We start from the raw sequence: 25683 nt of genomic DNA on the forward strand, positions 1-25683 counted from the left end.
CCCCTCCCGTTCGCGGCCGCTCGCAGAGCCTAACAGGGGACCGGTCGCGGGCACGGTTCGGCGGTGGGTCCCGGATGCCGTACACTGGTGGGGCAGTTGTCTGCATTCTTTCGCCGTGCCTCACGGTCGGCGCAGGGTGCGGATCCCAGGGACCTCAGGGTCTCTAGGGCGGTAGCTCAATTGGCAGAGCAGCGGTCTCCAAAACCGCAGGTTGCAGGTTCGATTCCTGTCCGCCCTGCGCGTCAGCGCGACGCTGACCACGAAAGGTACATGCAGGATGGATCAGGACGAACCGCGCGGCGAGGTCGCAGCGTTCGGCGGAACCGCCACCCGCGACAAGAAGCTGGGCTTCTTCGGTCGAATCGCTTTGTTCTTCCGGCAGGTGATCGCCGAGCTTCGCAAGGTCGTCACGCCGACCCGCAAGGAACTGGTGAAGTTCACGCTGGTCGTGCTCGTGTTCGTGCTGATCGTGATGGGCGTCGTCTACGGCCTGGACACGCTTTTCGGATACCTCACGCACGTGGTGTTCGGAGTCCCGGCCAAGTGATGCCCCTGCGGCGACCGCCGCAGTGAACCGAAAGAAGCACAGTGTCTGAACGATATTCCGACGACGCCGACTGGGCGACCGCGGCTGAGCAGTCCAGCGAGGAGGACGAGGCCCAGGAGGGCAACGTCCTCGCCGCTGAGGAGCGCTCCGCGACCTCGGCCGAGCACGTCGCCCTGCATGTCGAGGACGATGAGGAATACGACGAGACCGATGACGACACTGACGACATCGACGACCCGGAGGCGGATGCGATCGTGAACGACGCTCTCAACCTGGACCAGACGGCCGAGACCGAGGCCGCCGCAGAGGTTCTCAACGATTCGGCTGCCGAGGAGGCCGCCGAGCAGGAGGCGGAGGAGGCGGCCGAGGTCGCTCCCTACGACGGCCCCGAGCTCGGCGACGACGCGGAGCAGGCTGACGAGCAGGCCGAGGAGGACCCGTACGAGGCCTTCCGCCTCGACCTGCGGATGCTGCCCGGCAAGTGGTACGTCATCCACTCCTACGCCGGCTTCGAGCGCAAGGTGAAGGCCAACATCGAGCAGCGCAAATCGACGCTCGAGGTCGAGGACGACATCTACCAGATCGAGGTCCCGATGGAGGACGTCGTCGAGATCAAGAACGGCCAGCGCAAGATGGTCACCCGCGTGCGCATCCCCGGCTACGTGCTGGTGCGCATGGAGCTCAACGAGGACACCTGGTCTGTCGTCCGCCACACGCCCGGTGTCACCGGCTTCGTGGGCAACGCCCACAACCCGACCCCGCTGCGCTTCGAAGAGGCCTTCAACATGCTGAAGTCCCTCGTCGAGGTCAAGGACGTCCCCACCGCGAAGTCCATCGCCGCCAAGGGCGGCACTGCTGTGGCCCGCCCGGTCGCCGCCGAGGTCGACTTCGAGATCGGCGAGACGATCACCATCAAGGAGGGCTCGTTCGCCGGCCTTCCCGGTTCGATCAGCGAGATCAAGCCCGAGAGCGGCAAGCTCACCGTGCTGGTGTCGCTCTTCGAGCGCGAGACCCCGGTCGAGCTGTCGTTCGACCAGGTCACCAAGATGATCTGACATCCTGCATTCGAAGAACGGCCGTCCCATTCCGGGGCGGCCGTTCTTCGTCTGATCCGCCGGCTACGCGGCGCCGGTCGTGATCACGAGTTTGCCGCGCACGTGCCCCTCGCGCAGGCGGGCCACGGCTTCGGCCGTGCGCTCGATCGGGTACTCGCCGGAGATCTGCACCCGCACGTCGCCGACGGCGAGGTCGTCGAGGACCTGGGGGATGGTCCCGGCCGGTGCATCCATGCCTCCGGTGGGGATCGTGCCAGGAATCGGCTCTGTCGCGATCGTGGTGATCCGCGCAGCGGCGACGCCGAGATCGAGCGCGGCGCGAGCCGTCTCGGCTCCCTGCAGATCCGTCGCAGCCGTGATCGTCACGCCCAGATCACGCACGGCATCGGCCAGCCCGTCCCGGTAGGAGACCGGAATGGCGCCCAGACTGCGCAGGAAGTCGTGGTTCGCCGGCGAGGCCGTTGCGACCACCGTCGCTCCGGTGCGCACGGCGAACTGCACGGCGAGCACGCCGACCCCGCCCGCGGCCCCGCCGATCAGGACGGTGTCGTCAGGGGTCAGTTCCAGGAGTGAGATCGCGGCGGCGGCAGTGCGCGCGGCGATGGGCAGTGTCGCCGCGACGTTCAGGGGCACGGCATAGGGCACGAGGGTCAGTCGGCCGGCCGGAACGATCGCGAAGTCGGCGATGGCCGCGCCGCGGGCGCCGCCGAGCACACGGTCGCCGACCTGCACTGCCGACGTTCCGGATCCGACGGCCGCGACGACACCGGCGAGATCATGCCCGTAGCCGCCCGGAACGGAGACGCCGAACTCCTGAGCGACGGAGGGGTCGGCGGGGATCTGCCAGTCCACCGGGTTGAGCCCGGCGGCATGCACGCGCACCAGCGCCTCGCCCGGCCCCGGATCCGGTGCCGTCCTCTCCTCGATCGAGATGTGCTCCGGGCCGCCGAAGGCGTTCTGGCGGACCACTCTGTTCCGGAGGCGGTCGTGATGGCTCTCAGGGCTGGCGTCGATGCTCATGCCCTGAGGAACCCGGGACATGGGCAGCACATTCCCGTCGTCGACCAGATCTTCTCCGGTATCCACGAGGCGAGTGTCCCCTGCGCCGATGTGCGGCGGGGGCGTGCATCGGGTAGACTTACGTGGTTTGTGCGCGCCTTCGCGCGCCCGCAGACGACCACGACCCGGAGATGCCGGATCCGTGGGAGAAGCGGATGCTCAGGCATCCGCCTCGACGAAAGGAAAGAGAATGGCACCGAAGAAGAAGGTGACCGGCCTGATCAAGCTTCAGATCAACGCCGGTGCGGCCAACCCGGCGCCGCCGATCGGCCCCGCGCTCGGTCAGCATGGCGTCAACATCATGGAGTTCTGCAAGGCGTACAACGCCGCGACCGAGTCGCAGCGCGGCAACGTCATCCCCGTTGAGATCACCGTCTACGAGGACCGCAGCTTCACCTTCATCCTGAAGACCCCGCCGGCTGCTGAGCTGATCAAGAAGGCCGCAGGCGTGCCCAAGGGCTCCGCCACGCCGCACACGGTCAAGGTCGCGAAGATCACCAAGGACCAGGTCCGTCAGATCGCCGAGACCAAGCAGGCCGACCTGAACGCGAACGACATCGAGGCCGCGTCGAAGATCATCGCCGGTACCGCCCGTTCCATGGGCATCACGGTCGAGGGCTGAGGAGAATAATCATGGCCAAGTCCAAGGCTTACAACGCCGCCCTCGCCAAGATCGAGGCGGACCGCTTCTACACGCCCACCGAGGCCGTCGTCCTGGCGAAGGAGACCGGCTCGGCGAAGTTCGACTCGACCGTCGAGGTCGCGCTGAAGCTCTCGGTCGACCCCCGCAAGGCCGACCAGATGGTGCGCGGCACCGTCATCCTCCCGCACGGCACCGGCAAGACCGCCCGCGTCATCGTGTTCGCCAACGGCCCGGCTGCTGAGGCAGCCATCGCCGCGGGCGCCGACGAGGTCGGTGGCACCGAGCTGATCGAGAAGGTCGCCGCCGGCTGGACCGACTTCGACGCCGCCGTCGCCACCCCTGAGCTCATGGGCCAGGTCGGCCGTCTCGGAAAGGTGCTGGGCCCGCGCGGTCTGATGCCGAACCCGAAGACCGGCACCGTGACCCCGAACACGGCCAAGGCCGTCGAGGAGATCAAGGGCGGAAAGATCGAGTTCCGCGTCGACAAGCACGCCAACGTGCACTTCGTCGTCGGCAAGGCCTCGTTCTCGGCCGAGCAGCTCGACGAGAACATGAAGGCCGCGCTCGAGGAGATCGTGCGCCTGAAGCCGTCCAGCTCGAAGGGCCGCTACATCCAGAAGGGCGCCGTGTCGACCACGTTCGGCCCCGGCATCCCGCTGGACGTCAACGCCATCTGATCGATGGGCCGCTGAGCCCGTCGAAGCGCACGAAGACCCTCGCCCTCGCTTTCAACAAGCACGGGGCGGGGGTCTTCTGCGTTGTCGGTGCGGATGCCAGGATGAGCCCATGGGAACCGTCGACGACTATCTCGCAGGGCTCGAGCCCGCCGATCGCGCCGTGATCGCACACGTCTACGCGATCGCCGAGGAGACCGCGGGCCAGGTCGAGCAGGGCACGAGCTATGGGATGCCCGCGCTGACCTACCGCGGCAAGGCACTCATCTCGCTCATGCGCACCAGGAAGCACATCGGCCTCTACCCGTTCAGCGGGCGGGTGCCGGACGCCGTCGCGGAGCACCTTGCCGGGTTCGAGCACGACAAGGGCACCGTGCGGTTCCAGCCGGAGCATCCGCTGCCGGATGACGCGATCCGCGCCATCGTCTCGGCGCGGATGGCGGAGATCGAGGACCCCTCCCTGCGCCGCTCCTGACGGTCGGGTATCTCAGGAGAACAGCACCGGCAGCACGAGGTTCACGCCGAGAACGATCATGACGACCGCGATGCCGGCATCGAGGATGCGCCAGGCACGCGGCGTGCGCAGCCAGCGGCCGAGATGACGTGCGCCGAAGCCCAGCGCGGTGAACCACACGAAGCTGGCGATGATCGCTCCTGCCGCGAACAGCCAGCGCTCATCCCCGTGCGTCGCCGCCACGGAGCCCAGCATCAGCACGGTGTCGAGGTACACATGCGGATTGAGCCAGGTCAGTGCGAGCACTGTGGCGATCACCGGAACCAGGCGGGTGCGGGTCGCTGTCAGCGTGCCCGCTGCCGACGCTGCCGACGCCGCCGTCGGCGTCCTTCTCCTCGGCCTGCAGCATGTCGCCGCCGCGCCAGGCCCGACGGGCGGCCAGCAGCCCGTAGGCGATGAGGAAGAGCGCGCCGGCCACGCGGGCGACCACGATCAGCCATGGGGCCCTGCCGATCAGGAATCCCAGTCCCGCGACACCGGCGACGATGAGCACCGCGTCCGACAGCGCGCAGATCAGCACCACCGGCAGAACATGCTCTCGCCGCAGTCCCTGCCGCAGCACGAAGACGTTCTGCGCCCCGATCGCGACGATGAGGGAGAGGCCGAGTCCGAGACCGGCGAGGACGGTGAGCATGTCTCCACGCTAGGAGCAGTCGTGCATGAACTCCAGCGAAGAGAACTGCATGAGCATTAGCATCGCTTATGTGCAGATCGACGCCCAGCTCGCCGCCACCGTCGCCGCCGTCATCGACGAGGGCAGCTTCGACGCGGCCGCCCGACGGCTGCACCTCACGCCGTCCGCGGTGAGTCAGCGCATCAAGGCACTGGAGCAGCAGCTCGGACGCGTCGTCGTGGTGCGGTCGAAGCCGGTGCGCGCGACCGAGGCGGGGGAGGCGCTGATCCGGCTCGCGCGGCAGGTGGCGCTGCTCGAACACGACACGATCACGGCCTTCGGGCTCGCGCCCGACGACGCGGGGGAGACCCGGGTGCGGGTCCCGCTCGCCGTGAACGCGGACTCGATGGCAACCTGGTTCCTCGCCCCGATCGCGCGCATCGCCCGTGAGCACGACGTCGACGTGGACCTGCACCGTGACGACCAGAACTACACCGCGAGGCTCCTGGAGTCGGGTGAGGTGATGGCCGCCGTCACCTCCCAGCGCACACCGGTCGGCGGAAGCCGGGTCGATCCGCTGGGCGTGCTCGAATACCGCCCGATGGCCACCGCCGAGTACATCGACCGCTGGTTCCCGGGCGGACCGACGGCCGAGGCGCTCGCCCGTGCGCCGTTCGTCGACTTCGACCGTCGCGATCAGCTGCAGCACGACTGGCTGCGCTCCCACGGAGTCGACCCGTGGTCGGTGCCCCGGCACTACGTGCCCGCATCGTACGACTTCGCGCAGGCGGTGAGGCTCGGGCTGGGCTGGGGTCTCATCCCGGTCGTGCAGGGCATCGGGGGGCTCGTCGATCTGGGCGGGCCCGCCACCCTCGTGCCGTTGTACTGGCAGCAGTGGAACCTGCGCTCACCCCTGCTGGACGCGATCGCGCGCGAGGTCGCCGCCGAGGCATCCCGAGCCCTCGCACCCCTGCGCTGAGCGCACTCTGCGCGGGTCAGTCGCTGAGCGCCAGCGCGCGGAACATGTCGCGCTCGCGCAGCGCCTCGCGGCCGCTGGCGGCGACGGACGACTGCTGCGGCGGGAGCTGCCCTGTGGTGCGGTGGTACAGCTCATCGATCAGGCGGGTGGCGAGGCCGACCAGGCGCCCGATCTCACGGTCGTCACGATCGATCCACACCGATTTCGGCTCGTCGTGGACGGGCTGGAAGTCGTCATGCTCCTCCCACACGAACAGCGTCCGCTCGGCGCCGAGCACGTGCTGCTGCCACCACACCTGGCGCAGGTAGGTGCGGGGGATGGAACGCCACGACTTGTTCGTGGTCTTGATCTCGGCGAGCAGCACTCGTCCGCCGGCCTCCTGCACGATGCCGTCCGGCGTGGCCAGGTGCCGTCTCTCGACCTCGGCGCAGAACAGCGCGGACGAGGGCAGGATGCCATGGGTGGCGGCGACCCAGGCGGCGATCTCGGGTTCACGCCGGCGACCGTGATCGGTGTAGGCGTTGCCGCCGAAGCGGGGACCGGCGCCGAGCTTGGAGTCGGCGGCCCGCGCGATGGACGACTCGCCGGAGAGACCGGCGACATCCGTCGCCGTGATCCCTCGTGCCCTGGCCCGGAGCCACGCGACCCGGTCGCGGGAGTCCGCGATGATGCGCGCTTCGAGTTCCGGGGTCACCTCACGAGGCTACCCCTGACCTCCGGCATCCGCTCACGCACACGCCGCCGGGGCGTCAGCGGAAGGAGCCGTCGCGGACCGAGCGCCAGACGCGGTCGGCCTCGGCTCGGCCGCTGATCAGACGGATGCTGCCGGAGAAGAGGCACACGGAGGTGGCGATCGCGACGGCGGCCCAGCACGCGTACACGACGGCGTTCGCAGACGGCACCGCCAGGGACGAGATGAACGCGTAGACGGCGTAGACCGCGAAGAGCGCGGCGCAGGATGCCGCCGCGATGCGGGTGAAGACCGGCAGGCGGAAGAGCAGCAGGCGCGTGTGCAGCCAGCCGGACCAGCTCGCAGCCAGCTGCCCCGAGCGGTACGGGCCGCCGAGCCAGCTCGCGAGCGACCGCACCAGCCGGCTGCCCGAGACGGCGAGGCTCACCAGCAGCCAGACGGAGAGAGCGAGGACGGCGATGAGCAGCACGCCCATGATCGCCGCGAAGGCGACCACCACCGGCGGCTGTCCGGATGCCACGGCGTCGACGATCGCTCCGGGCCCTGAGGCGCCGACGAGGGCGCCGACGAACCCGAGAGCCCCCATGCCCAGACGTGACCAGCGCAGGTAGTCCGGACCCAGGATCTCGACAGCGCGCTGCGCCGGGGCGACCGCGGCGACGTCCGCCGCGGCAGGCGACAGGAGTGCGCGGGAGCTGTTCTGGATCAGATGGAACGCCATGCCGTCATTCTGCCGGATCCAGATCCGGGGGAAGCTCGCCGGCGGGGAGCACGAGAGTGGTGTCGAGAGCGAATGCGACGCGGATGAGCAGGTCTTCGTAGCGCTCCGGGTCGGTCGTCATGCCGGTGACCAGTGCGACGCCGCGACTGTCCGGCAGAGCGAGCTGGCCGACCGCCACGATGCCGTGTGCGGGGTTCCCGGCCAGGCCGAACGCGATCAGGCCGGTCCGGCCGTCGCTCGCGGTGAAGGACGTGCTCGAACCCGCCGCGCCCAGACGGGCGGCGGCGAGGTAGGCGAGTGATCCCTCGGCCTCTTCGGAGGCGTCCGGCGTTCCCCGGGCCACCTGGGTCGAGAGGAACCAGACCGCGGGTCTCGCACCGATCTCGAGGTGCATCCCGGCGAAGTCGAACGGGGCATCGGCGAACAGCGCGACGCCCTGCTCGAACCCGGTGGTCAGCGTCGCGCGGACATCGTCGGTGAGCCAGCCCTCTCCCGTGGAGAGATAGTTCTGCCACCACTGCGCGGGCGTGGCGTCGCCGAACGAGCGGAACTCGATCCATCCCTGCGGCAGCCGCTGCCACACGACGTCCTTCTGCGCGGTGGTCATCCCCGCAGCTCCTCATCCGTGCGCGGACCGTTACCCGCGACCAGGTTCTGACCGCGCTCGACGAGATTGGACCAGGGGCCGCCGACGCTCTCGATGAGGTCCTTGCCCCCGGAGTAGATGTCGTTCGCGGTGGTCGCCGCCCAGTAGGTGTTGCCCACGATCGCGCCGGTGCTGATCGACAGCGAGGCCACGGTCACGATGCCGCCGGTGGCGGCCCCGCCGCCCGCGGTGGCGAGGCTCGGGCCGATCGTCGGGATGTTGATGCGGAGCGTGCTCGCACCGTTGCCGAGCACTCCGCCCAGGCCGGATGCGGCGAAGCCGAGTGCCAGGCCCGCCACGCCGATGGCGAAGTCGCCCCAGGATCCGCGTCCCGTCAGCGCCTGCAGCCCGTCGATCACGACCAGCGCGATCGAGATGCCCAGCGCGATGGGGGCGAGTGCGGGGAACACGAAGGAGAGCAGGCTGATGATCGGCAGCGCCGCACGGAGGATGTCCTCGAGGATCGGGACGACGTACTCCATGAACTTGTCGGCGAGGTCGACGGCGTCGTCCCACAGGTTCGAGAAGAAGTTGCCCGAGTACTGCGAGATGAGGTCCTGGGCGTCCTCGAGCTGTTCGGCCACCTCGCGGGCGCGCTCGTCGACCCGTTCGAGCAGACGGTGCGCCGCTTCGATGACTGCCGTCAGGTCGCCCTGGGCCAGTCCGAGCGCGCGCTCGGCGTCGGCCAGATCGCTCGGGTCGGCATCCTCGTCGGTCGACGCGGTCTTCGCATCGTTGCGATCGCCCTGGGTGCGGGCCACGGCCGCCTTCGCGGTCGCCGCCTCCTGCTCCAGACCGCGTGCCTGGCGCTGGAACTCCGCGAGTTCGTCGGCCCAGCCCGCAAGTGTGCGGTGAGACGACCGCAGGGCGCGGCCGGAGTCGACGAGGCGCGGGCGGAAGTCCTCGGACTGGTTAGCGCGGAAGGCGTCGGCGGCCAGCCCCGACCACGAGGCGTCCTCACCGCCGTCGAGAGCGGAGAGCGCGTCCTCGACGCCGTCGGCGCCGGCGCTGAGGTTGTCGACGAAGGCTCCGAGCAGCGACAGGTCGCCCGGTGCGGGGTCGAAGCCGAGTGCGGGGTAGGAGGTCATGCGCTGTCTCCTCCCTCCTCCATGCTCGCCGCCACATCCTCGTCGAAGCTGCGGAACGCCTCGAGCACGTTGCTGAGACCGCCGTGCGCGTCCTCCGCGTAGCGGGAGAGCTTGTCCAGCCCGCCGCCCCAGGAGTCGTGCAGGTCGTGCAGTCGGTCGCGGAGCGCCGACTGCGGGATGGCGTCGCTCGATGCGGAGCCGAGTGCGGCGGTCGAGCCGTCCAGCAGAGAGTGCATGTTCTTGTACGCGCTGATGCTCGCTTCCATCGCGGCATAGTCGAGACTCACATCGGCCATGATCCCCCTGTCATCCGGTCGTCGAGTGGATGCCTCCACGGTAGTCACTGGCAGCGGGTCCCGGCGATGGGGAGAACTGCCCTGTCGGAACGCCGCCCCGATTTGGGCAGCGATCGGGGATGCCGTAGAGTGGAGACAACCGAAGACCGCCGGTCATCGTCGTGCGCGAGAGCGCGAGGCGATCGAAGCACTGCATCGCAGGGGCCCGCGCAGGTGTGCGAGATCAGTTTCCAGAGCTCCGTGCGCTTGCGCCGGAGCTTTCTTCATGCAGGCGGGGTCGAGGTCGATGTCCCACCTCCGTGAGGCATCTCGTACACATCAAGGAGTGACCATGGCGCAGAAGGATGCATCGGTCGCCGAGCTCACGAAGTCATTCGAGGACTCGAACGCCGTTCTGCTGACCGAGTACCGCGGTCTGACGGTTGCCCAGCTCAAGGAGCTGCGCAACAGCATCCGTCAGAACGCTGAGTACGCCGTGGTGAAGAACACGCTGACCAAGATCGCCGCGAACAACGCGGGGATCAGCGCTCTGGACGATGACCTCAAGGGTCCGTCGGCCATCGCGTTCGTGCACGGCGACTTCGTCGCCACCGCGAAGGCCCTGCGTGACTTCGCCAAGGCCAACCCGCTTCTCGTGATCAAGGGCGGCATCTTCGAGGGCAACGCCCTCGACGCCGCTGAGGTCGACAAGTACGCCTCGCTGGAGAGCCGTGAGGTTCTGCTGGCGAAGGCCGCGGGCATGATGAAGGCGACGATGGGCAAGGCTGCCGCCACCATCGACGCGCTTCGCGAAAAGCTGGAGACCGCCGAAGCCGCGTGAGCGGCCTGGTGATCTTTTACCCCAAACCCCATCAATCTAGGAGATACATCATGGCTAAGCTCACCACTGAGGAGCTGCTCGAGCAGTTCGCCGGCCTGACCCTCGTCGAGCTCAACGACTTCGTCAAGGCGTTCGAGGAGAAGTTCGAGGTCACCGCTGCTGCTCCGGTCGCCGTCGCCGGTGCTGCCGGTGGCGCTGCCGGCGCCGAGGCCGAGGAGGAGAAGGACGAGTTCGACGTCATCCTCGAGGCCGCCGGTGACAAGAAGATCCAGGTCATCAAGACCGTCCGCGAGCTGACCTCGCTGGGCCTCGGCGAGGCCAAGGCTCTCGTCGACGGCGCTCCGAAGCCCGTTCTCGAGGGTGCGAACAAGGAGGCCGCTGAGGCCGCCAAGACCGCCCTCGAGGAGGCCGGCGCCACGGTGACCCTGAAGTAATTCCGCTTCACCGCGCTTTCGAAGGCCCCGGAGAGATCCCGGGGTCTTCGTGCGTCTTCAGCGGAGACCGGATGTGGACGAGCGCGCGACCAGCTCGATCGGCAGCGTCACCTGCTGGGCGGCGGAGGCCGGATGCTCCATCCGGTCGCGCAGCAGCCGCACCGCGGCCGCTCCCTGTTCGCGCGGATGCTGCCGCACGGTGGTCAGCGAGAACATCTCGGCATGCTCGTGGTCGTCGATGCCGATCACGCTGAGCTCCGCCGGCACAGCGATCCCCAGGCGCCGAGCTGCGACGATGCCGCCGATGGCGGCCTCGTCGCAGACGCCCACGAAGGCGGTCGGCCGCTTGCGCCGGTCGCCCAGCATCCGCACGGCCGCCTCGTATCCGCCCGGCATGGTGGGCGCGCCCGGGGCGTGCCTCACGTGCTCCTCGAGGCCGGCGGCGATCATCGCCGCGCGGTAGCCGTCGAGGCGGCGCTCGTCACCGACCGCGTGGGTCGCGGCATCCGCCCTGCCGCCGAGAAGCACGATGTCGCGATGCCCGAGGTCGATGAGATGCTCGGTCGCGATGCGTGCGGCCACCGCGTCGTCGATCGAGACCGCGCTGGTGCCCTCGCTGTACGGGCCGATGCTGACCGTGGGGAGGACACCTGCAGCAGACGCTCCAGCTCGTGCGCGCTGGGCTGGATGCCGACCGCGAGGATGCCGTCGAACCGGCGCCGCGGCAGGATGTCCTCGAAGAGCCGTGCGCGCTCCGCGGATCCCTCCCTGATCCCGTACAGCACCAGGTCGTACCCCTCGGCGAACAGAGAGTCCTGCATGCCGGCCAGCAGTTCGGCGAAGAACCAGCGGTCCAGCGACGGCATGATCACGCCGACCGACAGCGAGCGGCCGGTCGCGAGGCTCATCGCGGAGGAGTGCGCGACGTAGGACAGCTCCGCCGCTGCGGCCCGCACGCGATCGCGAGTCTCGCCGGAGACGTAGCCGTTGCCGCTGAGCGCCCTGCTGGCCGTCGCCTTGGAGACCCCTGCGCGGGCAGCGACATCGGCGATGGTGCTCATGGGTCCTCCGGTCGACACACGGCTCCGGCACAGCGTAGCGGAAGACGCCCCTGTGCGGAACCGGTTCCATGAGGTAGGCTGTGGGAGCGCTCCCATGAGGGAGCAGATGGTTGCCTTGTTGTAACCCGTTCAGCATTGTGCCGGTGTGCCCTCGCCGACTAGGTTGGGCTGGAATCGGTTCCTGAACGGATGCCGAAAGGTGACCGTCGAGTAATCGACAAGCACTCGAAGAGGAGAAATCACATGGCTTTGTCACAGCGATACCGCCTTCTTGCTCCGCTCGCCCTGGTCGGCGCCGCGGCGCTGGTCCTGACCGGTTGCGCAGAGGGCGACACCGGCGGCTCCGGCGATTCCGGCACCAAGACCGTCAAGATCGCCGGTGGCATCACCGGCGGCGAGGCACAGAACCTTCAGGATTCCTTCGCCCAGTTCACGAAGGACACCGGCATCAAGGTCGAGTACACCGGCGACAAGAGCTTCGAGGGCAACATCGTCACCAAGGTGACCGGTGGATCCGCCCCCGACGTCGCGATCGTGCCGCAGCCGGGTCTGCTCAACTCGCTGATCGACACCGGCGAGGTGCAGGAGGGCACCGACGAGGTCTCGAAGAACGTCGACGAGTACTGGGGCGAGGACTGGAAGTCGTACGGCAGCGCCGACGGCACCTTCTACGCGGCCCCCATGCTCGCCAACGTCAAGGGCTACGTCTGGTACCAGCCGGCGAAGTTCAAGGAGTGGGGCGTGGAGGTCCCGAAGACCTGGGACGAGCTGCTCACCCTCACCAAGACGATCCAGGAGAAGACCGGCACGCAGCCGTGGTGCGCGGGCTTCGAGTCCGGCGATGCCAGCGGATGGCCGGGCACCGACTGGATCGAGGACCTGGTGCTGCGCACCGGCGGGCCCGAGGTGTACGACAAGTGGGTCTCGGGTGAGGTCAAGTTCACCGACCCCGAGATCAAGACCGCCTTCGACGAGGTCGGCAAGATCCTGCTGAACGGCGACTACGTCAACGCCGGCTTCGGTGACGTGAAGACCATCAACTCGACGCCGTTCGGCAACGACATCGCCGCGAAGGTCGCCGATGGCACCTGCGCGCTGACCCACCAGGCGTCGTTCCTCACGGCGAACTTCCTCGAGGTCAAGACCGCCGACGGGAACACGCCCGAGGTCGCACCGGACGGCGACGTGTACGCGTTCGTGCTCCCCGGCATGACCGAGGGCGAGCAGTCGATCGAGGGCGGCGGCGAGTTCGTCACCCGCTTCTCGGATGACGACGCCACCAAGCAGGTCGTGGAGTTCATGTCCACGCCGGAGTTCGCCGACGCGCGCGTGAAGCTCGGCGGGGCGATCTCGGCCAACAAGGGCGCCGACCCGTCGCTGGCCTCCAGCGAGTTCCTCACCGACGCCATGAAGCTGCTGCAGGACGAGAACACCACGTTCCGCTTCGACGCCTCCGACATGATGCCGGCGACGGTGGGCTCCGGCTCGTTCTGGAAGGGCATGGTGAACTGGATCGACGGCCGCGCCACCGACCAGGTGCTCAAGGACATCCAGGCGGGTTACGAGAACTAGTCCTGGCCCGACGGGTCCGGATCCGGGAGGATGGGGCTGCGCGTTCGAGCGAGCAGCCCCATCCTCGCTCAGCGCGCAGCCGGCATCCGGGCTCGAAGACGCGCTCAGAAAGGCAGGGTCATGACCGATACCCGAACACTCACGACCTCTGAGGAGTCCGCCGCGGCGCCGCACATCGCGCCGAAGCAGGGCAGATACTCCGCACGGGTGACCGGCGTGGTCGCCCTCGTCATCGGCGTGCTGATCGTCGCGCTGTTCCTGTTCATGGTGACGCGCACGCCGATGGACGAGCCGAAGCCGACCTCGCTCGGCTTCTCGCTGAACAGCTTCTTCATCTGGATCGGCGGAATCAGTCCGCTCGTGCAGATCCCCGTCGTCATCGCCGTGTTCGGCGTGGTCGTCGCACTGATACTGGTGCTGATCGAGTACGCGCCGCGTCCCGGCAGGGGCTATGCGATCCTGCGCGTGGCGGCATGCTTCGTCATCCCGCTGATCGCGTTCATGATGATGCGGCCCTATCAGGGAGCCGTGCTCTACGTGGTGGCGATCGCACTGCTCGCCGGCGCCCTGCTGTTCTTCGCGGACTATCGCGCCAGGGCGGGTGCCGGCTATCTGTTCCAGCTGATCATCTTCCTCGCCCCGGCGGCGATCCTGCTGCTGGTCGGCCTGGTCTACCCGACGATCGCGACCTTCGTACAGTCGTTCTTCGACAAGACCGGCAAGGAGTTCGTCGGGCTCGAGAACTACGTGTGGACCTTCACGCAGCCCGAGGGCTTCTGGTCGGTCATCAACACGCTCATCTGGGCGCTGCTGGCACCCACGATCTCGACGCTCATCGGATTGGCCTACGCGGTGTTCATCGACCGGGCGCACGGCGAGAAGTTCCTGAAGGTGCTGGTGTTCATGCCGGTCGCCATCTCGTTCGTCGGCGCGGGCATCATCTGGAAGTTCGTCTACGACTACCGGCAGGGCGACCAGATCGGCATCCTGAACGCGATCATCACCTGGTTCGGCGGTGACCCGATCGGGTGGCTGGACAAGACCCCGTTCATCAACACGTTCTGCCTGCTGGCGGTGTTCATCTGGAGCCAGACCGGCTTCGCCATGGTGTTCCTCTCCGCGGCCATCAAGGGCGTGCCGACCGAGCAGATCGAGGCGGCCGAGCTCGACGGTGCGAACGCCTGGGAGCGGTTCAGGAACGTCACGCTGCCCGGCATCCGCTCGTCGATGATCGTGGTTCTCACCACGATCACGATCGCCTCGCTGAAGGTCTACGACATCGTGGCGAACATGACCGGCGGCCGGTCCAACACCTCGGTGCTGGGCTTCGAGATGGTCAACCAGCAGCAGCGATTCCAGAGCTACGGGCACTCCTCGGCGCTGGCCGTCGTGCTGTTCCTGTTCATGGTGCCGCTCATCGTGTACAACGTGCGCAACCTGCGCAAGCAGAGGGAGGTGCGCTGATGGCCACCGTGGAGACCGCTCCCACGCCGCGTTTCGACGCCAAGGAGGCCCGACGGGTCGCCCGGCAGACGCGCAAGCTCGAGAACGAGGCGCAGAAGAAGCTCGCCTCGAAGGGCGCCACGATCGTCGCGATCGTGATCGCCGTGGTCTGGACCATCCCGACACTCGGCCTGTTCGTCACCTCGTTCCGCCCCGGTGCCGACTCGTCGGTCACCGGCTGGTGGACGGTGTTCGTCGACCCGAACTTCACGCTCTCGAACTACGCCGAGGCGCTGACCGCCGGCGGCACCGCGCTGACTTTGGCGGACTCGTTCATCAACTCGCTGGTGATCACGATCCCGGTGACGATCTTCGCCATCGCGGTGGCATCGCTGGGCGCGTACGCGTTCGCCTGGATCCCGTTCCGGGGCAGGGGCTTCCTGTTCGTGGCGGTGTTCGCACTGCAGATCGTGCCGATCCAGATGACGCTGGTGCCGCTGCTCAGCCTGTTCTCGCGAGGCCTCACGGTCAACGGCGTGCAGATCTTCCCCGGGCTCGCGCTGCGCGATGTCGACCACAGCTTCGCGACGGTGTGGATCGCGCACACGATCTTCGCGATCCCGCTGGCGATCTTCCTGCTGCACAACTTCATCGCCGAGCTGCCCAGCGAGCTCATGGAGGCGGCGCGGGTGGACGGCGCCGGACACGGGCAGATCTTCTTCCGCATCATCCTGCCGCTGTCGATGCCGGTGATCGCGTCCTACGCGATCTTCCAGTTCATCTGGGTGTGGAACGACCTGCTGGTCGCGACGATCTTCGCGCCATCGAGTTCACTGCCGTTGATGCAGACACTGAACTCGCTGTCCGGGTCGTGGGGCGACAAATGGTTCCTGCAGTCCGCCGGAACGTTCATCTCGATCATCGTCCCGCTGATCGTGTTCTTCGCTCTGCAGCGGTTCTTCGTGCGCGGCCTGCTGGCCGGCGCGACCAAGGGCTGAGCGCCGCGTGACAGACCGCCGGGGGCCGTCCGCGACGGGCCCCGGCGGTCTTCGCGTACGTGGACGCCGGGATAGACTTGTGCCTTTCTCGAATCGATTCGGCATCCTCCTCGAAAGAACTCAGTGACAGACGAGCGCACCCCCACCGGCAGCATCCGCGCCATCACCGGCAGCATCCGCACCTCGACGTCCACCGGGGCGATCCGCACCCTCGGTCCGAACCCGGCCACCGCGCCGGTCATGCTGCACCCTGGCGACGCGATCCCGGGCGGGCGGCGGGTGCTGTACATCGTGCTGCTCGGCGCGCTCACCGCTCTCGGCCCGTTCACGATCGATCTGTACCTGCCGGCGTTCCCGGTGCTGGAGAGCGACTTCCAGACGACGGCCGCGATGATCCAGCTCACGCTCACCGGCACGATGCTCGGCTTCGCGATCGGCCAGCTCGTGGTCGGCCCGCTCAGCGACAAGGTGGGCCGGCGCGTGCCGCTGATCTCGGTGACCGCGCTGCACGTGCTGGCCAGCGTGGCGGCGGCGCTCGCGCCGAACCTGCTGCTGCTCGGCGGCGCGCGCGTGCTGATGGGCGTGGGAGCCGCCGCGGGAGGCGTCGTGGCGATGGCGATCGTGCGCGACCTGTTCGGCGGCAAACGCCTGGTGGTCATGCTGTCGCGGCTCGCGCTGGTCTCCGGCGTCGCTCCGGTGGTCGCGCCCCTGATCGGCTCGTGGCTGCTGACCGTCATGTCGTGGCACGGCATCTTCGTGGTGCTCGCTTGCTACGGCGCGGTCATGCTCGTCACGACCGCGGTCTTCATCCCCGAGACGCTGCCGAAGGAGCGTCGCCAGGAGCGCGGCACCGGCACGGCGCTGCAGCGCTACCGCAGCGTTCTCACCGACCGTGTGTTCCTCGGCGTGCTCGTCATCGGCGGCATGACCTTCTCGGGGCTGTTCTCGTATCTGTCGGCCTCGCCCTTCCTGTTCCAGGAGACCCACGGACTGGACCCCCAGCAGTACGGCCTGCTGTTCGCCGCGAACTCGCTCGGCGTCGTGCTCGGCGTGCAGACCGCGGCGCGGCTGGCTGCCCGGTTCGGTCCGCAGTGGGTGCTCGCGGTCTCGACGGCGATGCTGCTGCTTTCTGGAGTCGCGATCATCGTCTGCGACCAGCTCGGGCTCGGCCTGTGGGGCACCGTCATCCCGCTGTTCGTGTTCATGACCTCGTGCGGATTCAGCTTCCCCTGCGTGCAGGTGCTCGCACTCGACCGGCACGGCAAGGCCGCCGGCACCGTCGGCATCCATCCTCGGCGCCAGCAACAACGGCATCGCCGCGCTCATCTCGCCGGTCGTGGGCTGGATCGCGCGGGATGCCGGGATCACCGCGACGACGATGGCCTCGGTGATGGCCGGATGCGCCGTGCTGGCGATCCTGTCGCTGTGGCTGATCGTGCGCCCGCGGACCGTCGGGATGCTGGCGCCCTAGGGCTGTCCGAGCAGGACGAGCAGAACGTGCGAGGGGTCGACGGCCTCGACCTCGTGCGGCACGGAGGCATCCACCTGGATCGCCCCGCCGGCTGCGAGATCGTGCTCCGCGCCCTCGACACGGAACAGGATTCGGCCGGATGCCACCTGCACGAGGATCGGCACCGGGGCGCGGTGCTCGCGCAGCACGGCGCCGGCATCCATCACGAGAGTGCGGATCCTGAAGCCGTCACCGTCCAGGGTCTTGTGCGGCCGCACCCGGCCATCCTCGATCGGATATCTGTCGGCGAGGTCGGCGGCGGAGACGGCGATGAGGGTCATGGGCCGAGCATACGTCGCGGGCAGGGCAGAATGGCACGATGAGCAGACGTGCGGGGGCGATCGCGGGCGGAGCTCTCGTCGCGGCGGCCATCCTGCTCGGAGCGCTGGTGACGCTCGCCCCCCTGGACGGCGTGCTCGACGGCCGGTGGAACGAGCTGATGGCAGTGGTCAGACAGCCGTGGGCGATCGAGGTCGCGCTGTTCCTCAACTGGATCGGCGGGGGATGGCGTGCCGTCTTCCTGGTGCCCCTCGGCGTCGCCGGGGTCCTGCTGGTGCTGCGTCGGTGGCGCGAGGCGCTGTTCGCGCTCGCCGCCTTCGCCGCCAGCGCCGCCGGCGTGCAGCTGCTCAAGGCGCTGTTCGGGAGAGCACGACCCGAGGACCTGCTGGTCGCGTCCGATTTCGGTTCATTCCCCTCCGGGCATACCGCCAACGCCGCGACGATCGCCATGGTGCTGTGGCTGATCACGCCGCGGGTGTGGGCGGCGATGCTGGGTGCGCTGTGGGTCGTCGCGATGGCGCTGTCGCGCACGGTGCTGAGCGTGCACTGGCTGACGGACACCGTCGGCGGCGCGCTCGTGGGGGCGGGCACGAGCCTGCTGGTCGCCGCGCTGCTGTGGGCCTGGCTACGCTGGGATCGGCGCCCGCCGACGGCGGAGCGCCCAGCCTGACCCAGGAGGACTCCGTGCCGCAGATCCGTCCCTACCGCCCTTCCGACCGCGACGGTCTCTACGACGTGTGCGTGAAGACGGCGGATGCCGGTGCGGATGCGACGGGCATCCTCTCCGACGACCGGCTCTGGGGCGACGTCTGGGCGGTGCCCTATGCCGAGCGGCACCCCGACCTGTGCTGGGTGGTCGAATCCGACGACGAGCGCGTGATCGGCTACATCGTCGCGACGGACGACACCACGTCGTTCGAGGCCTGGTTCCGGGACGAGTGGTGGCCCACGCGCGTCGGCGAGTACCCCGAGCCTCCGGTGGAGGGGCACGACCGTCAGGCGTGGGTGATGTCGTACGCCGCCGCCCGCGGCGCGACCGACGAGCCGAACGCCGAGAAGTATCCGGCGCACCTGCACATCGATCTGCTGCCCGAGACGCAGGGCATGGGACTCGGACGTCGCCTGACCGAGGTGCTGTTCGCCGAGCTGGCCGGTCGTGGCGTCGCAGGGCTGCATCTGGGCATGAACCCGCAGAACACCGGAGCCGGCGCGTTCTACGAGCGCCTCGGGATGCAGATGCTGCCGTCGGACGAGGGCGTGCGGATGTACGGAGTGAGGTTCGGGGCATGAACCCGAGAACGACTGAAGGGCCCCGTGAGAACGAGGCCCTTCAGTTCATGGCGGTGACGGCGGGATTCGAACCCGCGGTTGCTTGCACAACACACGCTTTCCAAGCGTGCTCCTTCGGCCGCTCGGACACGTCACCAAGGAACAACCTGACTATCCTATCCGATCAGCCGGGGTGCCCCGAACCGGATCCGATCCGACGATGACGTCACCGTGAAAGAGGAGGATCCGCATTGAGCACCCCCATCATCCTGGACTGCGACCCCGGGCACGACGACGTGTTCGCGCTCTGGCTGGCCGCGGCGCATCCGGCGATTGACCTGCGCGCGATCACCACGGTCGGAGGCAACGGCCTGCTCGAGCACACGACGCGGAACGCGCGGATCGCCTGCACGGTCGCGGGCATCGACGGCGTGCCCATCGCGGCCGGGGCGGCGGAACCGCTCACCGGGGCGCTGCACCCCGCCGAGAACATCCACGGAGCGAACGCACTGGGAGGACCGGAGCTGCCCGAACCGACGGTCTCGCTGGATCCGCGCAGTGCTCTCGACCTGATCGTCGACGTGATCGAGTCATCCTCCGAACCCGTCACGATCGTCGCGACCGGCCCCCTGACCAACATCGCCATCCTGGCGCGGGAGCGCCCCGACGTGCTCGCCCGCGTTCCCCACGTGGTCTGGATGGGCGGCTCGACCGGACGAGGGAACACGACCCCGTACGCCGAGTTCAACGCCTGGACCGACCCCGAGGCGGTCGCGCTGGTACTCGACAGCGGCGTGGGATTCACGATGGTCGGCCTGAACATCTCGCATCAGGCACTGATCACCCCCGAGGTGCGTAAGCGCATCGGTGCACTCGGCACCCGCACCGCGGTGTTCGGCCGAGAACTGCTGGACTTCTTCTGCGCCACCTACGAGAAGGCCGAGCACATGCCGGATGCTCCGCTGCACGATCCCATCACGGTCGCGCTGCTCGCGGACCCGTCGGTGGCGACCACCGTGCGCTCCCGCCTCGACATCGAGTTGCACGGCGCCGAGACCCGCGGCGCCACCAGCGTCGACCTGCTCGGTTCGCTCGGCAGGCGGGCCAACGCCGACATCGCCATGGACCTCGACGTCGAACGATTCTGGCGGCTCATCGAGGAGGCCGTGCTCGCGCTCGCCTGATCTTCACATCCGGGTTTCCTAGAATCTCCTGGTGCCCACCCCGAAGATCGTGCTGTTCTATGCCTTCGCGCCGCTCGCCGACCCCGAGGTGGTCCGCCTGTGGCAGCGCGACCTCTGCGAGCTGCTCGGGCTGCGCGGCCGCATCCTCATCTCGGCACAGGGCATCAACGGAACCCTCGGGGGCGACCTGCCGAACGTGAAGAAGTGGTTGCGCCGGTTCCGCGAGCATCCCGCCTTCCGGGCCGCCGACATCAAGTGGAGCGAGGGCACAGGGCTCGACGCCGACGGCCTGAGCCTCGACTTCCCGAAGCTCAGTGTGAAGGTGCGCGACGAGATCGTGTCGTTCGGCGCACCGGATGAGCTCGCGGTCGACGAGCACGGCGTCGTCGGCGGGGGAGAGCGCCTGACACCCGAGGCGCTGCACGAGCTGGTCTCCGAGCGCGGCGACGAGGTGGTCTTCTTCGACGGGCGCAACGCGCTCGAGGCGGAGATCGGGCGGTTCCGGAACGCGATCGTGCCCGACACCGAGTCCACCCGCGACTTCGTCGGCCTGCTCGACAGCGGCGCATACGATCACCTCAAGGACAAGCCCGTCGTGACCTACTGCACCGGCGGCATCCGCTGCGAGGTGCTGTCCAGTCTGATGGCCGCCCGCGGATTCGGCGAGGTGTACCAGCTCGAGGGCGGCATCGTCCGCTACGGCGAGAGGTTCGGCGACGACGGCCTGTGGGAGGGATCGCTGTACGTGTTCGACAAACGCGGTTCGATCGACTTCTCCGACCACGCCGCAGTGATCGGCATGTGCGCCGGATGCGGGGAGCCGACCAAGCGCACCGCGAACTGCCCCGACCCGTCCTGCCGCCGCCAGTTCGTGGTGTGCGAGAGCTGCGTCACGGTGCCCTGCGAGGAGCACGCCGCGGCGACACCTACTTCCCGGTGACGACGGCTGCGCCATCCTTCCGGCGCGGCAGCAGCGACCGCGGAACCAGCCGCGCTCCCAGGCGGGCCGGCGTGCTCGACGCGGCCCGCAGCGCCCTGTCCACCCGGGTCACGGCGCCGCCCAGTCCCTCGGGCGGTGCCGGCGCGGCGGCATCCGTGCGCTCCGCGTACGCTGCGCGCTCGACGGCGCGGACGATCGCGGCGACATCCGGAGCATCCGCCGTGCTCTCGGCCACGATCCAGTCGCCGCGGGTGCGTGCGGTGTCGGCATCCGACACCGGCAACCGCAGGTCGACCATGGTCGCCTGCAGCTCCCGCCAGGCGGCCATGGCGTCTCCGCGCGAGGCCCGCCGAAGGCGCAGGAACTGCAGCATCAGGCGGATCAGCGCGGGCAGCAGCAGTGCGACGAGCAGTCCGAGCATCGTCCACAGGAACGGCGCGGGGTCGGCCGTCTGCAGTCCTCCGGTTCCGCCGCCCTGCGCACCGGGATCCCTGAGGTCCTCGGTCGGCGCCGGGGAGGGATCGTCAGTCGGCGCGGTGGTGGGCGTGGGTGCTTCCGGTGCCTCTCCGCCGCCGCCTCCAGCGGCGGTGAACTCGGTCGGCACGCCCAGTGTCGCCGTGGGCTCGAACGGCACCCATCCGATGCCTTCGAAGTGCACCTCGGGCCAGGAGTGCAGCTGGTCGCTGTCCACCTGGAAGACGGTGCTCTCCTCCCGGCGCTGATCCGTCGGCCGGCCGGGCAGGTAGCCGACCACGATGCGCACCGGCATGCCCAGGCTGCGCGCCATCAGCGCGAAGGCGCCGGCGAAGTGGATGCAGTACCCCGATCTCACCTCGAGGAAGGATGCCACGGCCTCCGCTCCGGTACCGTCGAAGCCCTGATCGACCGGCGTCTCCAGCGAGTACGTGAACTGGCTGCGGAACCAGTTCTGCAGAGCGATCAGCCTGTCGTAGTCGTTCGTGGCGCCGGCGGTGACCTCCTGCGCGCTCTCGGCGATGACCGGCGGCAGGTCCTCGGGGACCTCGCCGACGTCGGCGCCTCCGGCGCTCGCGGCGCGGATCTGCTCGAGGGAGGGCTGCACGGCCGTCGAGGTCACTGTGTAGTCGGTGCCGTCCGCGTTCCTGGTCGCCGAGGACGCCGTGCGGTTGCCGGGCATGACCTCCCAGCCGCTGCCGAGACCGGAGATCTTCTCGGCCGCGTACGGGAGGGGCAGCCGGGAGCTCGACATGCCGGTCACCCGGATCGAGGTGCTCTGCTCCGCGGTCTTCACCGACGACGCCCAGTCCGGGCTGCCGAAGCCCTCGTCGAGCGGCTGCCGTCCCGGCCGGTCGGGCCGCCAGATCTCGCCGTCGAAGCGCGACAGCGTGGCCATCCGCAGGTAGGGGGCATCCGAAGCCGTCGTCACGACGGACATCACCGGCACGCTCTCGGGCCGGCGCAGGTCGTCGCCGAGCCGCAGGCTCGCGTCGACCCTGACCGATGGGCCGGTGCCCGGCAGCGTCGCCGACACCGGCAGCCCGGGGGCGATCACCAGGGCGATGATCACCGCGACGGACCCCACCGAGGTCGCGACGGCGCCTGAGGTGCGCCGCGGTGCACGGTCGTCGTGCCGCGCTCCGTAGCGGAACAGCACCAGCACCAGGACGGCGAGGAGCACGAACCAGACGACGTTCGCGCCGCCGCCGACGATGATCATCGGCACCGCGCCGACCGCCGCCACCACGAGGGCGGTGGCGATCACGCAGCGCAGCGCGACGAGCTGGTCGATCACGATCGCCAGCAGTCCGAAGGCGCTGCCGAGCAGGACCGAGATCCCGATCGTGGCGTCGATCGGCGCGACGCCGTTCACGATCTCCGCCGACGCTCTGCCGAGGTGCGCCGCCGCCAGGCGCAGCGCCGTCGGGGTCGGGACGATGCCGAACCAGGCGGCCTCCCGCACCAGCAGCGTGGTCAGCGTGAGCGTCACCACCACGAACTGTGCGATGAACGTCGACCCCTCCCGCACGAGCGGGCGGCGACGGGCGAGCAGCTTCCGCATCAGGATGCCGGTGACTGCTGTGGCGAAGATGACGGCGACGACGATCATGGTCCACGCACCCGGCTTCACCGCCGCGGTGTACGGCCACGTCGCGACGACCGTCGCACCGGCGGCGAGCAGCGCGGGGGCGACCGGCGCCGGCCGGCGGTCGGGGTTGCGCGCGCCCCAGGCGCTCTGCGGCGACGGGTCAGCCATGAAGCGCTCCCGGCATCGGGATGACGTCCTGCCACGCATCGGCGAGGTCGGTCCCCGCATCGATCTCGGCGGTGCGCCAGCCGTGCCTGGCCGCAGCGGGCAGCGCGCCCTCAACCGGTCCCGCGGCGAACAGGATCGGTGCGGCCGCTCCCGGCGGCGCGCAGCCGGTCGGCGTCGGCCTCGATCATGGCGCCGGTGATCACCACGAGCGGTCCCGGTGCCGAACCTCCGACCAGGGCGGCGATGTCGCGCGACTCACCGCGCGGAGAAACCGTCGCGAGGGCGACCAGCAGGCCGTCGCGGTCGTCCTCGTGGCCGTGCAGCGATCCGAGCAGCTGACCGGCGCTGTCGATCACGTCCACGCCATAGCCGTCCTGCACCAGCCGCACCGCGACCGATGCGCACAGCGAGACGGCGGTCTCGAACAGCGGATCCGGCTCGATCGCGGGCCGAGCCCAGCGCGAAGCGGCACGGTCCAGTACGACGATCGCGTCGGGGCTCGCCTCCTCCTCCTCCTGGCGCACCATCAGGTCGCCGCGGTGGGCGGTGGCCCGCCAGTGGATGCGGCGCATCGAGTCTCCGGGCACGTAGTGCCGCCGGGTGAGATTGTCGCTGCCGGGTCCCAGGCGGCTGGAGCGGGAGTGCGCACTGCCGCCGGAGGCGCCGACGCGCACCGGCAGGGGCTCGAGGGCGACCACCTGCGGCACGACCGTGATCGTGCTGGTGTCGCCGAACTGCTGCTCGCGCTGAGCGAGTCCGAACGGGTCGACGGTGCGCAGCAGCAGCGGTCCGAGCGCGGAGACACCGCGTCGCGCGCCGGTGACCTGGTACCGCAGCGAGGTGCTGCCGCGCTCGTACTCACCGGACGCCTCGCCCCTGACCGCCGTGGGCAGCTCGTCGCGCCAGAGCCCGTAGGGGCTCGCAGCGCACGCAGATCGAAGCGCACCGTCACCCGCGAGGTCTCGCCGACCGTGAGCAGATCGGTCGAGATCACTCGGGACACCGTGCCGCTGCGCCGCGGCAGATGCACGGCGATCGCGGCGACCAGCGGCAGCGCGAACAGCAGCACAGCCAGGTAGATCAGCACGGGTGCGGCGATGAGGTTCGCCGCGATCACCAGCAGGATGCCGCACAGCAGGCACCCCACGCCACGCAGGGTGAGCGGTCGCCGGCGCATGATCAGAGCCGCGCGGCGAGCGGCACGCGGACCCGGTCGAGGATCTGCGCCAGAGCGGCCTCGACCGGCTGGGCACCGGCGCGGTGCGCACCGCGGGCCGGCAGCAGCCGGTGCGCGAACACGGGGGAGAGCAGCTCGGCGAGGTCGTCGGGGATGACGTAGTCGCGGCCGTCGAGCGCGGCGTGCACCTTCGCGGCGCGCACCAGCTGCAGGGTGGCGCGAGGGCTGGCGCCGAGGTGAAGGCTGGGGTCCATGCGGGTGGCCTGCGCCAGCGCGACGGCGTACTCCTCCACCGCCTCGGCGACGTGCACTCTGCGGGCGTGCGCGATCAGCAGGCCCACCGAAGCGGCATCCGCGACGGGTGCGACGGCCGACAGCGGATTGACGGTGTCGCGCTGGCGGAGCATGAGGGCCTCGGCCGTCGGCATCCGGGTATCCCATCGAGATGCGCATCATGAACCGATCGCGCTGAGCTTCGGGCAGCGGGTAGGTGCCCTCCATCTCGAGCGGGTTCTGCGTCGCGACGACGAGAAACGGGTCGGGCAGCGGATGCGTCGCGCCGTCGACGGTGACCTGGCCCTCCTCCATCGCCTCGAGCATCGCGGACTGGGTCTTCGGCGACGCGCGGTTGATCTCGTCGGCGATCACGATGTGCGCGAAGATCGCACCCGGCTTGAATGCGAACTCGCGCTCCACCGGGTCGTAGACCGAGACGCCGGTGACGTCGCCGGGGAGCAGATCGGGGTGAACTGGATGCGCCGCACCGTGGCATCCACGCTCGCGGCCAGTGCACGGGCGAGCATCGTCTTGCCCACGCCGGGGACGTCCTCGATGAGCAGATGCCCCTCGGCGAGCAGGCAGACCAGGGCGCTGCGCACGGCGTCGGGCTTGCCGTCGATGACAGCGCTGACGGAGGCGATGATCCGCGAGGTCTGCGCAGCGAACTGCTCGGCCGTGATCGAGGGTGCGTCGTCGGTCATGGAGTCCCTTTCGCCCGTCAGTGCGCGTGGATCGATCGTAACCCGCAGCGGGCCCCTCTGGACCCCGAGCAGGCACCCGGTCGTTGAGCGAGCGTCAGCGAGACGAAACGCCCTCAGCCATCCGGTAGACTGGTCCACGGCTCTCCGCGTGACGACACCCAGGCCAATTCCCCCAGGACGGAAACGTAGCAAGGGTAACCGGGCTCTGTCGGGTGCGCGGAGGGTCTTTTCTTTGGCTCCGTCGGTCCCGTTCACAG

Annotated in this window: 27 protein-coding genes, 2 tRNA genes, 1 other RNA gene and 3 pseudogenes; 18 read left to right on the top strand and 15 right to left on the bottom strand. The window is 69.2% G+C overall.

Annotation, left to right across the window (positions count from 1 at the left end):
* The first annotated feature begins 165 nt into the window (after nucleotides 1-165).
* The 3 genes from L2X99_RS01130 (at nucleotide 166) to nusG (ending at nucleotide 1602) form a co-directional block, all read left to right on the top strand.
* A tRNA-Trp gene (locus L2X99_RS01130) sits at nucleotides 166-238 on the top strand.
* Nucleotides 239-277: 39 nt separating this feature from the next.
* The gene (secE, locus tag L2X99_RS01135; protein WP_236125407.1) at nucleotides 278-547 is read left to right on the top strand and encodes a preprotein translocase subunit SecE; all 270 of its coding nucleotides are present in this window, start codon (nucleotides 278-280) and stop codon (nucleotides 545-547) included.
* A gap of 41 nt (nucleotides 548-588) precedes the next feature.
* Nucleotides 589-1602, top strand: coding sequence for a transcription termination/antitermination protein NusG (gene nusG, locus L2X99_RS01140; protein ID WP_236125406.1), 1014 nt, complete (start codon nucleotides 589-591; stop codon nucleotides 1600-1602).
* A 63-nt stretch (nucleotides 1603-1665) separates the two neighbouring features.
* On the opposite strand, the gene L2X99_RS01145 is transcribed toward nusG, so the two are convergent.
* A complete protein-coding gene (locus L2X99_RS01145; RefSeq protein WP_236125405.1) occupies nucleotides 1666-2688 on the bottom strand; it encodes an NADP-dependent oxidoreductase in 1023 nt (340 codons plus the stop codon).
* 163 nt (nucleotides 2689-2851) lie between these two features.
* On the opposite strand from L2X99_RS01145, the gene rplK reads away from it, so the two are divergent.
* The 3 genes from rplK (at nucleotide 2852) to L2X99_RS01160 (ending at nucleotide 4453) form a co-directional block, all read left to right on the top strand.
* Nucleotides 2852-3283, top strand: a complete 432-nt coding sequence (rplK, locus tag L2X99_RS01150) for a 50S ribosomal protein L11 (RefSeq protein WP_056312763.1) — start codon at nucleotides 2852-2854, stop codon at nucleotides 3281-3283.
* An 8-nt stretch (nucleotides 3284-3291) separates the two neighbouring features.
* Nucleotides 3292-3981 (top strand): 50S ribosomal protein L1, encoded by a 690-nt coding sequence (rplA, locus tag L2X99_RS01155; RefSeq protein WP_236126782.1) that lies wholly within the window; start codon nucleotides 3292-3294, stop codon nucleotides 3979-3981.
* A gap of 109 nt (nucleotides 3982-4090) precedes the next feature.
* Entirely contained in the window at nucleotides 4091-4453 is a 363-nt protein-coding gene (locus L2X99_RS01160; RefSeq protein WP_236125404.1) for an iron chaperone, read from the top strand.
* A gap of 12 nt (nucleotides 4454-4465) precedes the next feature.
* Here L2X99_RS01160 and L2X99_RS01165 read toward each other — a convergent pair.
* Nucleotides 4466-5126 (bottom strand): annotated as a pseudogene (locus L2X99_RS01165) (LysE/ArgO family amino acid transporter).
* Nucleotides 5127-5151: 25 nt separating this feature from the next.
* Between L2X99_RS01165 and L2X99_RS01170 the strand changes: the two are divergent.
* Nucleotides 5152-6084 (top strand): LysR family transcriptional regulator ArgP, encoded by a 933-nt coding sequence (locus tag L2X99_RS01170; RefSeq protein ID WP_236135520.1) that lies wholly within the window; start codon nucleotides 5152-5154, stop codon nucleotides 6082-6084.
* A gap of 16 nt (nucleotides 6085-6100) precedes the next feature.
* On the opposite strand, the gene L2X99_RS01175 is transcribed toward L2X99_RS01170, so the two are convergent.
* From L2X99_RS01175 to L2X99_RS01195, 5 genes are read right to left on the bottom strand one after another with little or no spacing between them, the layout of a single operon-like run.
* Nucleotides 6101-6778, bottom strand: a complete 678-nt coding sequence (locus L2X99_RS01175; RefSeq protein WP_236135521.1) for a YqaJ viral recombinase family protein — start codon at nucleotides 6776-6778, stop codon at nucleotides 6101-6103.
* 55 nt (nucleotides 6779-6833) lie between these two features.
* A complete protein-coding gene (locus L2X99_RS01180) occupies nucleotides 6834-7496 on the bottom strand; it encodes a hypothetical protein (protein ID WP_236135522.1) in 663 nt (220 codons plus the stop codon).
* A gap of 4 nt (nucleotides 7497-7500) precedes the next feature.
* Nucleotides 7501-8103 (bottom strand): hypothetical protein, encoded by a 603-nt coding sequence (locus L2X99_RS01185; protein WP_236135523.1) that lies wholly within the window; start codon nucleotides 8101-8103, stop codon nucleotides 7501-7503.
* Entirely contained in the window at nucleotides 8100-9230 is a 1131-nt protein-coding gene (locus L2X99_RS01190) for a TrbC/VirB2 family protein (protein ID WP_236135524.1), read from the bottom strand. Before L2X99_RS01190 ends, L2X99_RS01185 begins: the two co-directional genes overlap by 4 nt.
* The gene (locus tag L2X99_RS01195) at nucleotides 9227-9526 is read right to left on the bottom strand and encodes a hypothetical protein (RefSeq protein WP_236125400.1); all 300 of its coding nucleotides are present in this window, start codon (nucleotides 9524-9526) and stop codon (nucleotides 9227-9229) included. Before L2X99_RS01195 ends, L2X99_RS01190 begins: the two co-directional genes overlap by 4 nt.
* Nucleotides 9527-9857: 331 nt before the next feature.
* Between L2X99_RS01195 and rplJ the strand changes: the two genes are divergently transcribed.
* The gene (gene rplJ / locus L2X99_RS01200) at nucleotides 9858-10346 is read left to right on the top strand and encodes a 50S ribosomal protein L10 (protein WP_116241817.1); all 489 of its coding nucleotides are present in this window, start codon (nucleotides 9858-9860) and stop codon (nucleotides 10344-10346) included.
* Between the two features lie 50 nt (nucleotides 10347-10396).
* Nucleotides 10397-10780, top strand: a complete 384-nt coding sequence (rplL, locus tag L2X99_RS01205) for a 50S ribosomal protein L7/L12 (RefSeq protein WP_157310551.1) — start codon at nucleotides 10397-10399, stop codon at nucleotides 10778-10780.
* 57 nt (nucleotides 10781-10837) lie between these two features.
* On the opposite strand, the gene L2X99_RS01210 is transcribed toward rplL, so the two are convergent.
* Entirely contained in the window at nucleotides 10838-11332 is a 495-nt protein-coding gene (locus L2X99_RS01210) for a LacI family DNA-binding transcriptional regulator (protein WP_236126781.1), read from the bottom strand.
* A complete protein-coding gene (locus tag L2X99_RS01215) occupies nucleotides 11227-11841 on the bottom strand; it encodes a LacI family DNA-binding transcriptional regulator (protein ID WP_236125399.1) in 615 nt (204 codons plus the stop codon). Before L2X99_RS01215 ends, L2X99_RS01210 begins: the two co-directional genes overlap by 106 nt.
* Before the next feature lie 243 nt (nucleotides 11842-12084).
* Here L2X99_RS01215 and L2X99_RS01220 point away from each other — a divergent pair, with 243 nt between their 5' ends.
* The 4 genes and pseudogenes from L2X99_RS01220 to L2X99_RS01235 all read left to right on the top strand — a co-directional run bounded on the left by L2X99_RS01220 (nucleotide 12085) and on the right by L2X99_RS01235 (nucleotide 17325).
* On the top strand, nucleotides 12085-13413 hold the full coding sequence (locus L2X99_RS01220) for an ABC transporter substrate-binding protein (RefSeq protein ID WP_236125398.1): 1329 nt from the start codon (nucleotides 12085-12087) through the stop codon (nucleotides 13411-13413).
* 120 nt (nucleotides 13414-13533) lie between these two features.
* Nucleotides 13534-14877 carry a carbohydrate ABC transporter permease gene (locus tag L2X99_RS01225; RefSeq protein WP_236125397.1) on the top strand — a complete coding sequence of 448 codons (1344 nt, stop codon included), beginning with the start codon at nucleotides 13534-13536 and terminating at the stop codon, nucleotides 14875-14877.
* Nucleotides 14877-15854: a carbohydrate ABC transporter permease gene (locus L2X99_RS01230; RefSeq protein ID WP_236125396.1), complete on the top strand. Its 978-nt coding sequence runs from the start codon at nucleotides 14877-14879 to the stop codon at nucleotides 15852-15854. The genes L2X99_RS01225 and L2X99_RS01230 overlap by 1 nt, the downstream gene beginning before the upstream one ends.
* Nucleotides 15855-16094: 240 nt before the next feature.
* Nucleotides 16095-17325: pseudogene (locus tag L2X99_RS01235) on the top strand (multidrug effflux MFS transporter).
* Here the strand turns inward: L2X99_RS01235 and L2X99_RS01240 are convergent.
* Nucleotides 17322-17645, bottom strand: a complete 324-nt coding sequence (locus tag L2X99_RS01240; protein WP_236125395.1) for a cupin domain-containing protein — start codon at nucleotides 17643-17645, stop codon at nucleotides 17322-17324. The pseudogene L2X99_RS01235 and the gene L2X99_RS01240 overlap by 4 nt on opposite strands.
* Nucleotides 17646-17683: 38 nt before the next feature.
* On the opposite strand from L2X99_RS01240, the gene L2X99_RS01245 reads away from it, so the two are divergent.
* Nucleotides 17684-18313 carry a phosphatase PAP2 family protein gene (locus L2X99_RS01245; protein WP_236135525.1) on the top strand — a complete coding sequence of 210 codons (630 nt, stop codon included), beginning with the start codon at nucleotides 17684-17686 and terminating at the stop codon, nucleotides 18311-18313.
* Between the two features lie 14 nt (nucleotides 18314-18327).
* The gene (locus L2X99_RS01250) at nucleotides 18328-18933 is read left to right on the top strand and encodes a GNAT family N-acetyltransferase (RefSeq protein ID WP_236125393.1); all 606 of its coding nucleotides are present in this window, start codon (nucleotides 18328-18330) and stop codon (nucleotides 18931-18933) included.
* A gap of 48 nt (nucleotides 18934-18981) precedes the next feature.
* Here the strand turns inward: L2X99_RS01250 and L2X99_RS01255 are convergent.
* Nucleotides 18982-19069: transfer RNA gene (locus tag L2X99_RS01255), tRNA-Ser, on the bottom strand.
* A gap of 94 nt (nucleotides 19070-19163) precedes the next feature.
* On the opposite strand from L2X99_RS01255, the gene L2X99_RS01260 reads away from it, so the two are divergent.
* Nucleotides 19164-20096, top strand: a complete 933-nt coding sequence (locus L2X99_RS01260; RefSeq protein WP_236125392.1) for a nucleoside hydrolase — start codon at nucleotides 19164-19166, stop codon at nucleotides 20094-20096.
* 31 nt (nucleotides 20097-20127) lie between these two features.
* Nucleotides 20128-21036 (top strand): oxygen-dependent tRNA uridine(34) hydroxylase TrhO, encoded by a 909-nt coding sequence (gene trhO / locus L2X99_RS01265; RefSeq protein ID WP_236135526.1) that lies wholly within the window; start codon nucleotides 20128-20130, stop codon nucleotides 21034-21036.
* Here trhO and L2X99_RS01270 read toward each other — a convergent pair.
* The 4 genes and pseudogenes from L2X99_RS01270 to L2X99_RS17760 all read right to left on the bottom strand — a co-directional run.
* Nucleotides 21023-23269, bottom strand: coding sequence for a transglutaminase family protein (locus L2X99_RS01270; protein ID WP_236135527.1), 2247 nt, complete (start codon nucleotides 23267-23269; stop codon nucleotides 21023-21025). The genes trhO and L2X99_RS01270 overlap by 14 nt on opposite strands.
* Before the next feature lie 110 nt (nucleotides 23270-23379).
* The gene (locus tag L2X99_RS01275) at nucleotides 23380-24402 is read right to left on the bottom strand and encodes a DUF58 domain-containing protein (protein ID WP_236135528.1); all 1023 of its coding nucleotides are present in this window, start codon (nucleotides 24400-24402) and stop codon (nucleotides 23380-23382) included.
* 46 nt (nucleotides 24403-24448) lie between these two features.
* Nucleotides 24449-24874, bottom strand: coding sequence for an AAA family ATPase (locus L2X99_RS17750; RefSeq protein WP_268928535.1), 426 nt, complete (start codon nucleotides 24872-24874; stop codon nucleotides 24449-24451).
* A gap of 82 nt (nucleotides 24875-24956) precedes the next feature.
* Nucleotides 24957-25426, bottom strand: a pseudogene (locus L2X99_RS17760) (AAA family ATPase); the annotation flags it as partial.
* A gap of 135 nt (nucleotides 25427-25561) precedes the next feature.
* Here L2X99_RS17760 and ffs point away from each other — a divergent pair.
* Nucleotides 25562-25658: signal recognition particle sRNA small type (ffs, locus tag L2X99_RS01285), an RNA gene on the top strand.
* The last annotated feature ends 25 nt before the right edge of the window (nucleotides 25659-25683 follow it).

It is taken from the genome of Microbacterium sp. KUDC0406, from assembly GCF_021582875.1.
Classification (GTDB): domain Bacteria; phylum Actinomycetota; class Actinomycetes; order Actinomycetales; family Microbacteriaceae; genus Microbacterium.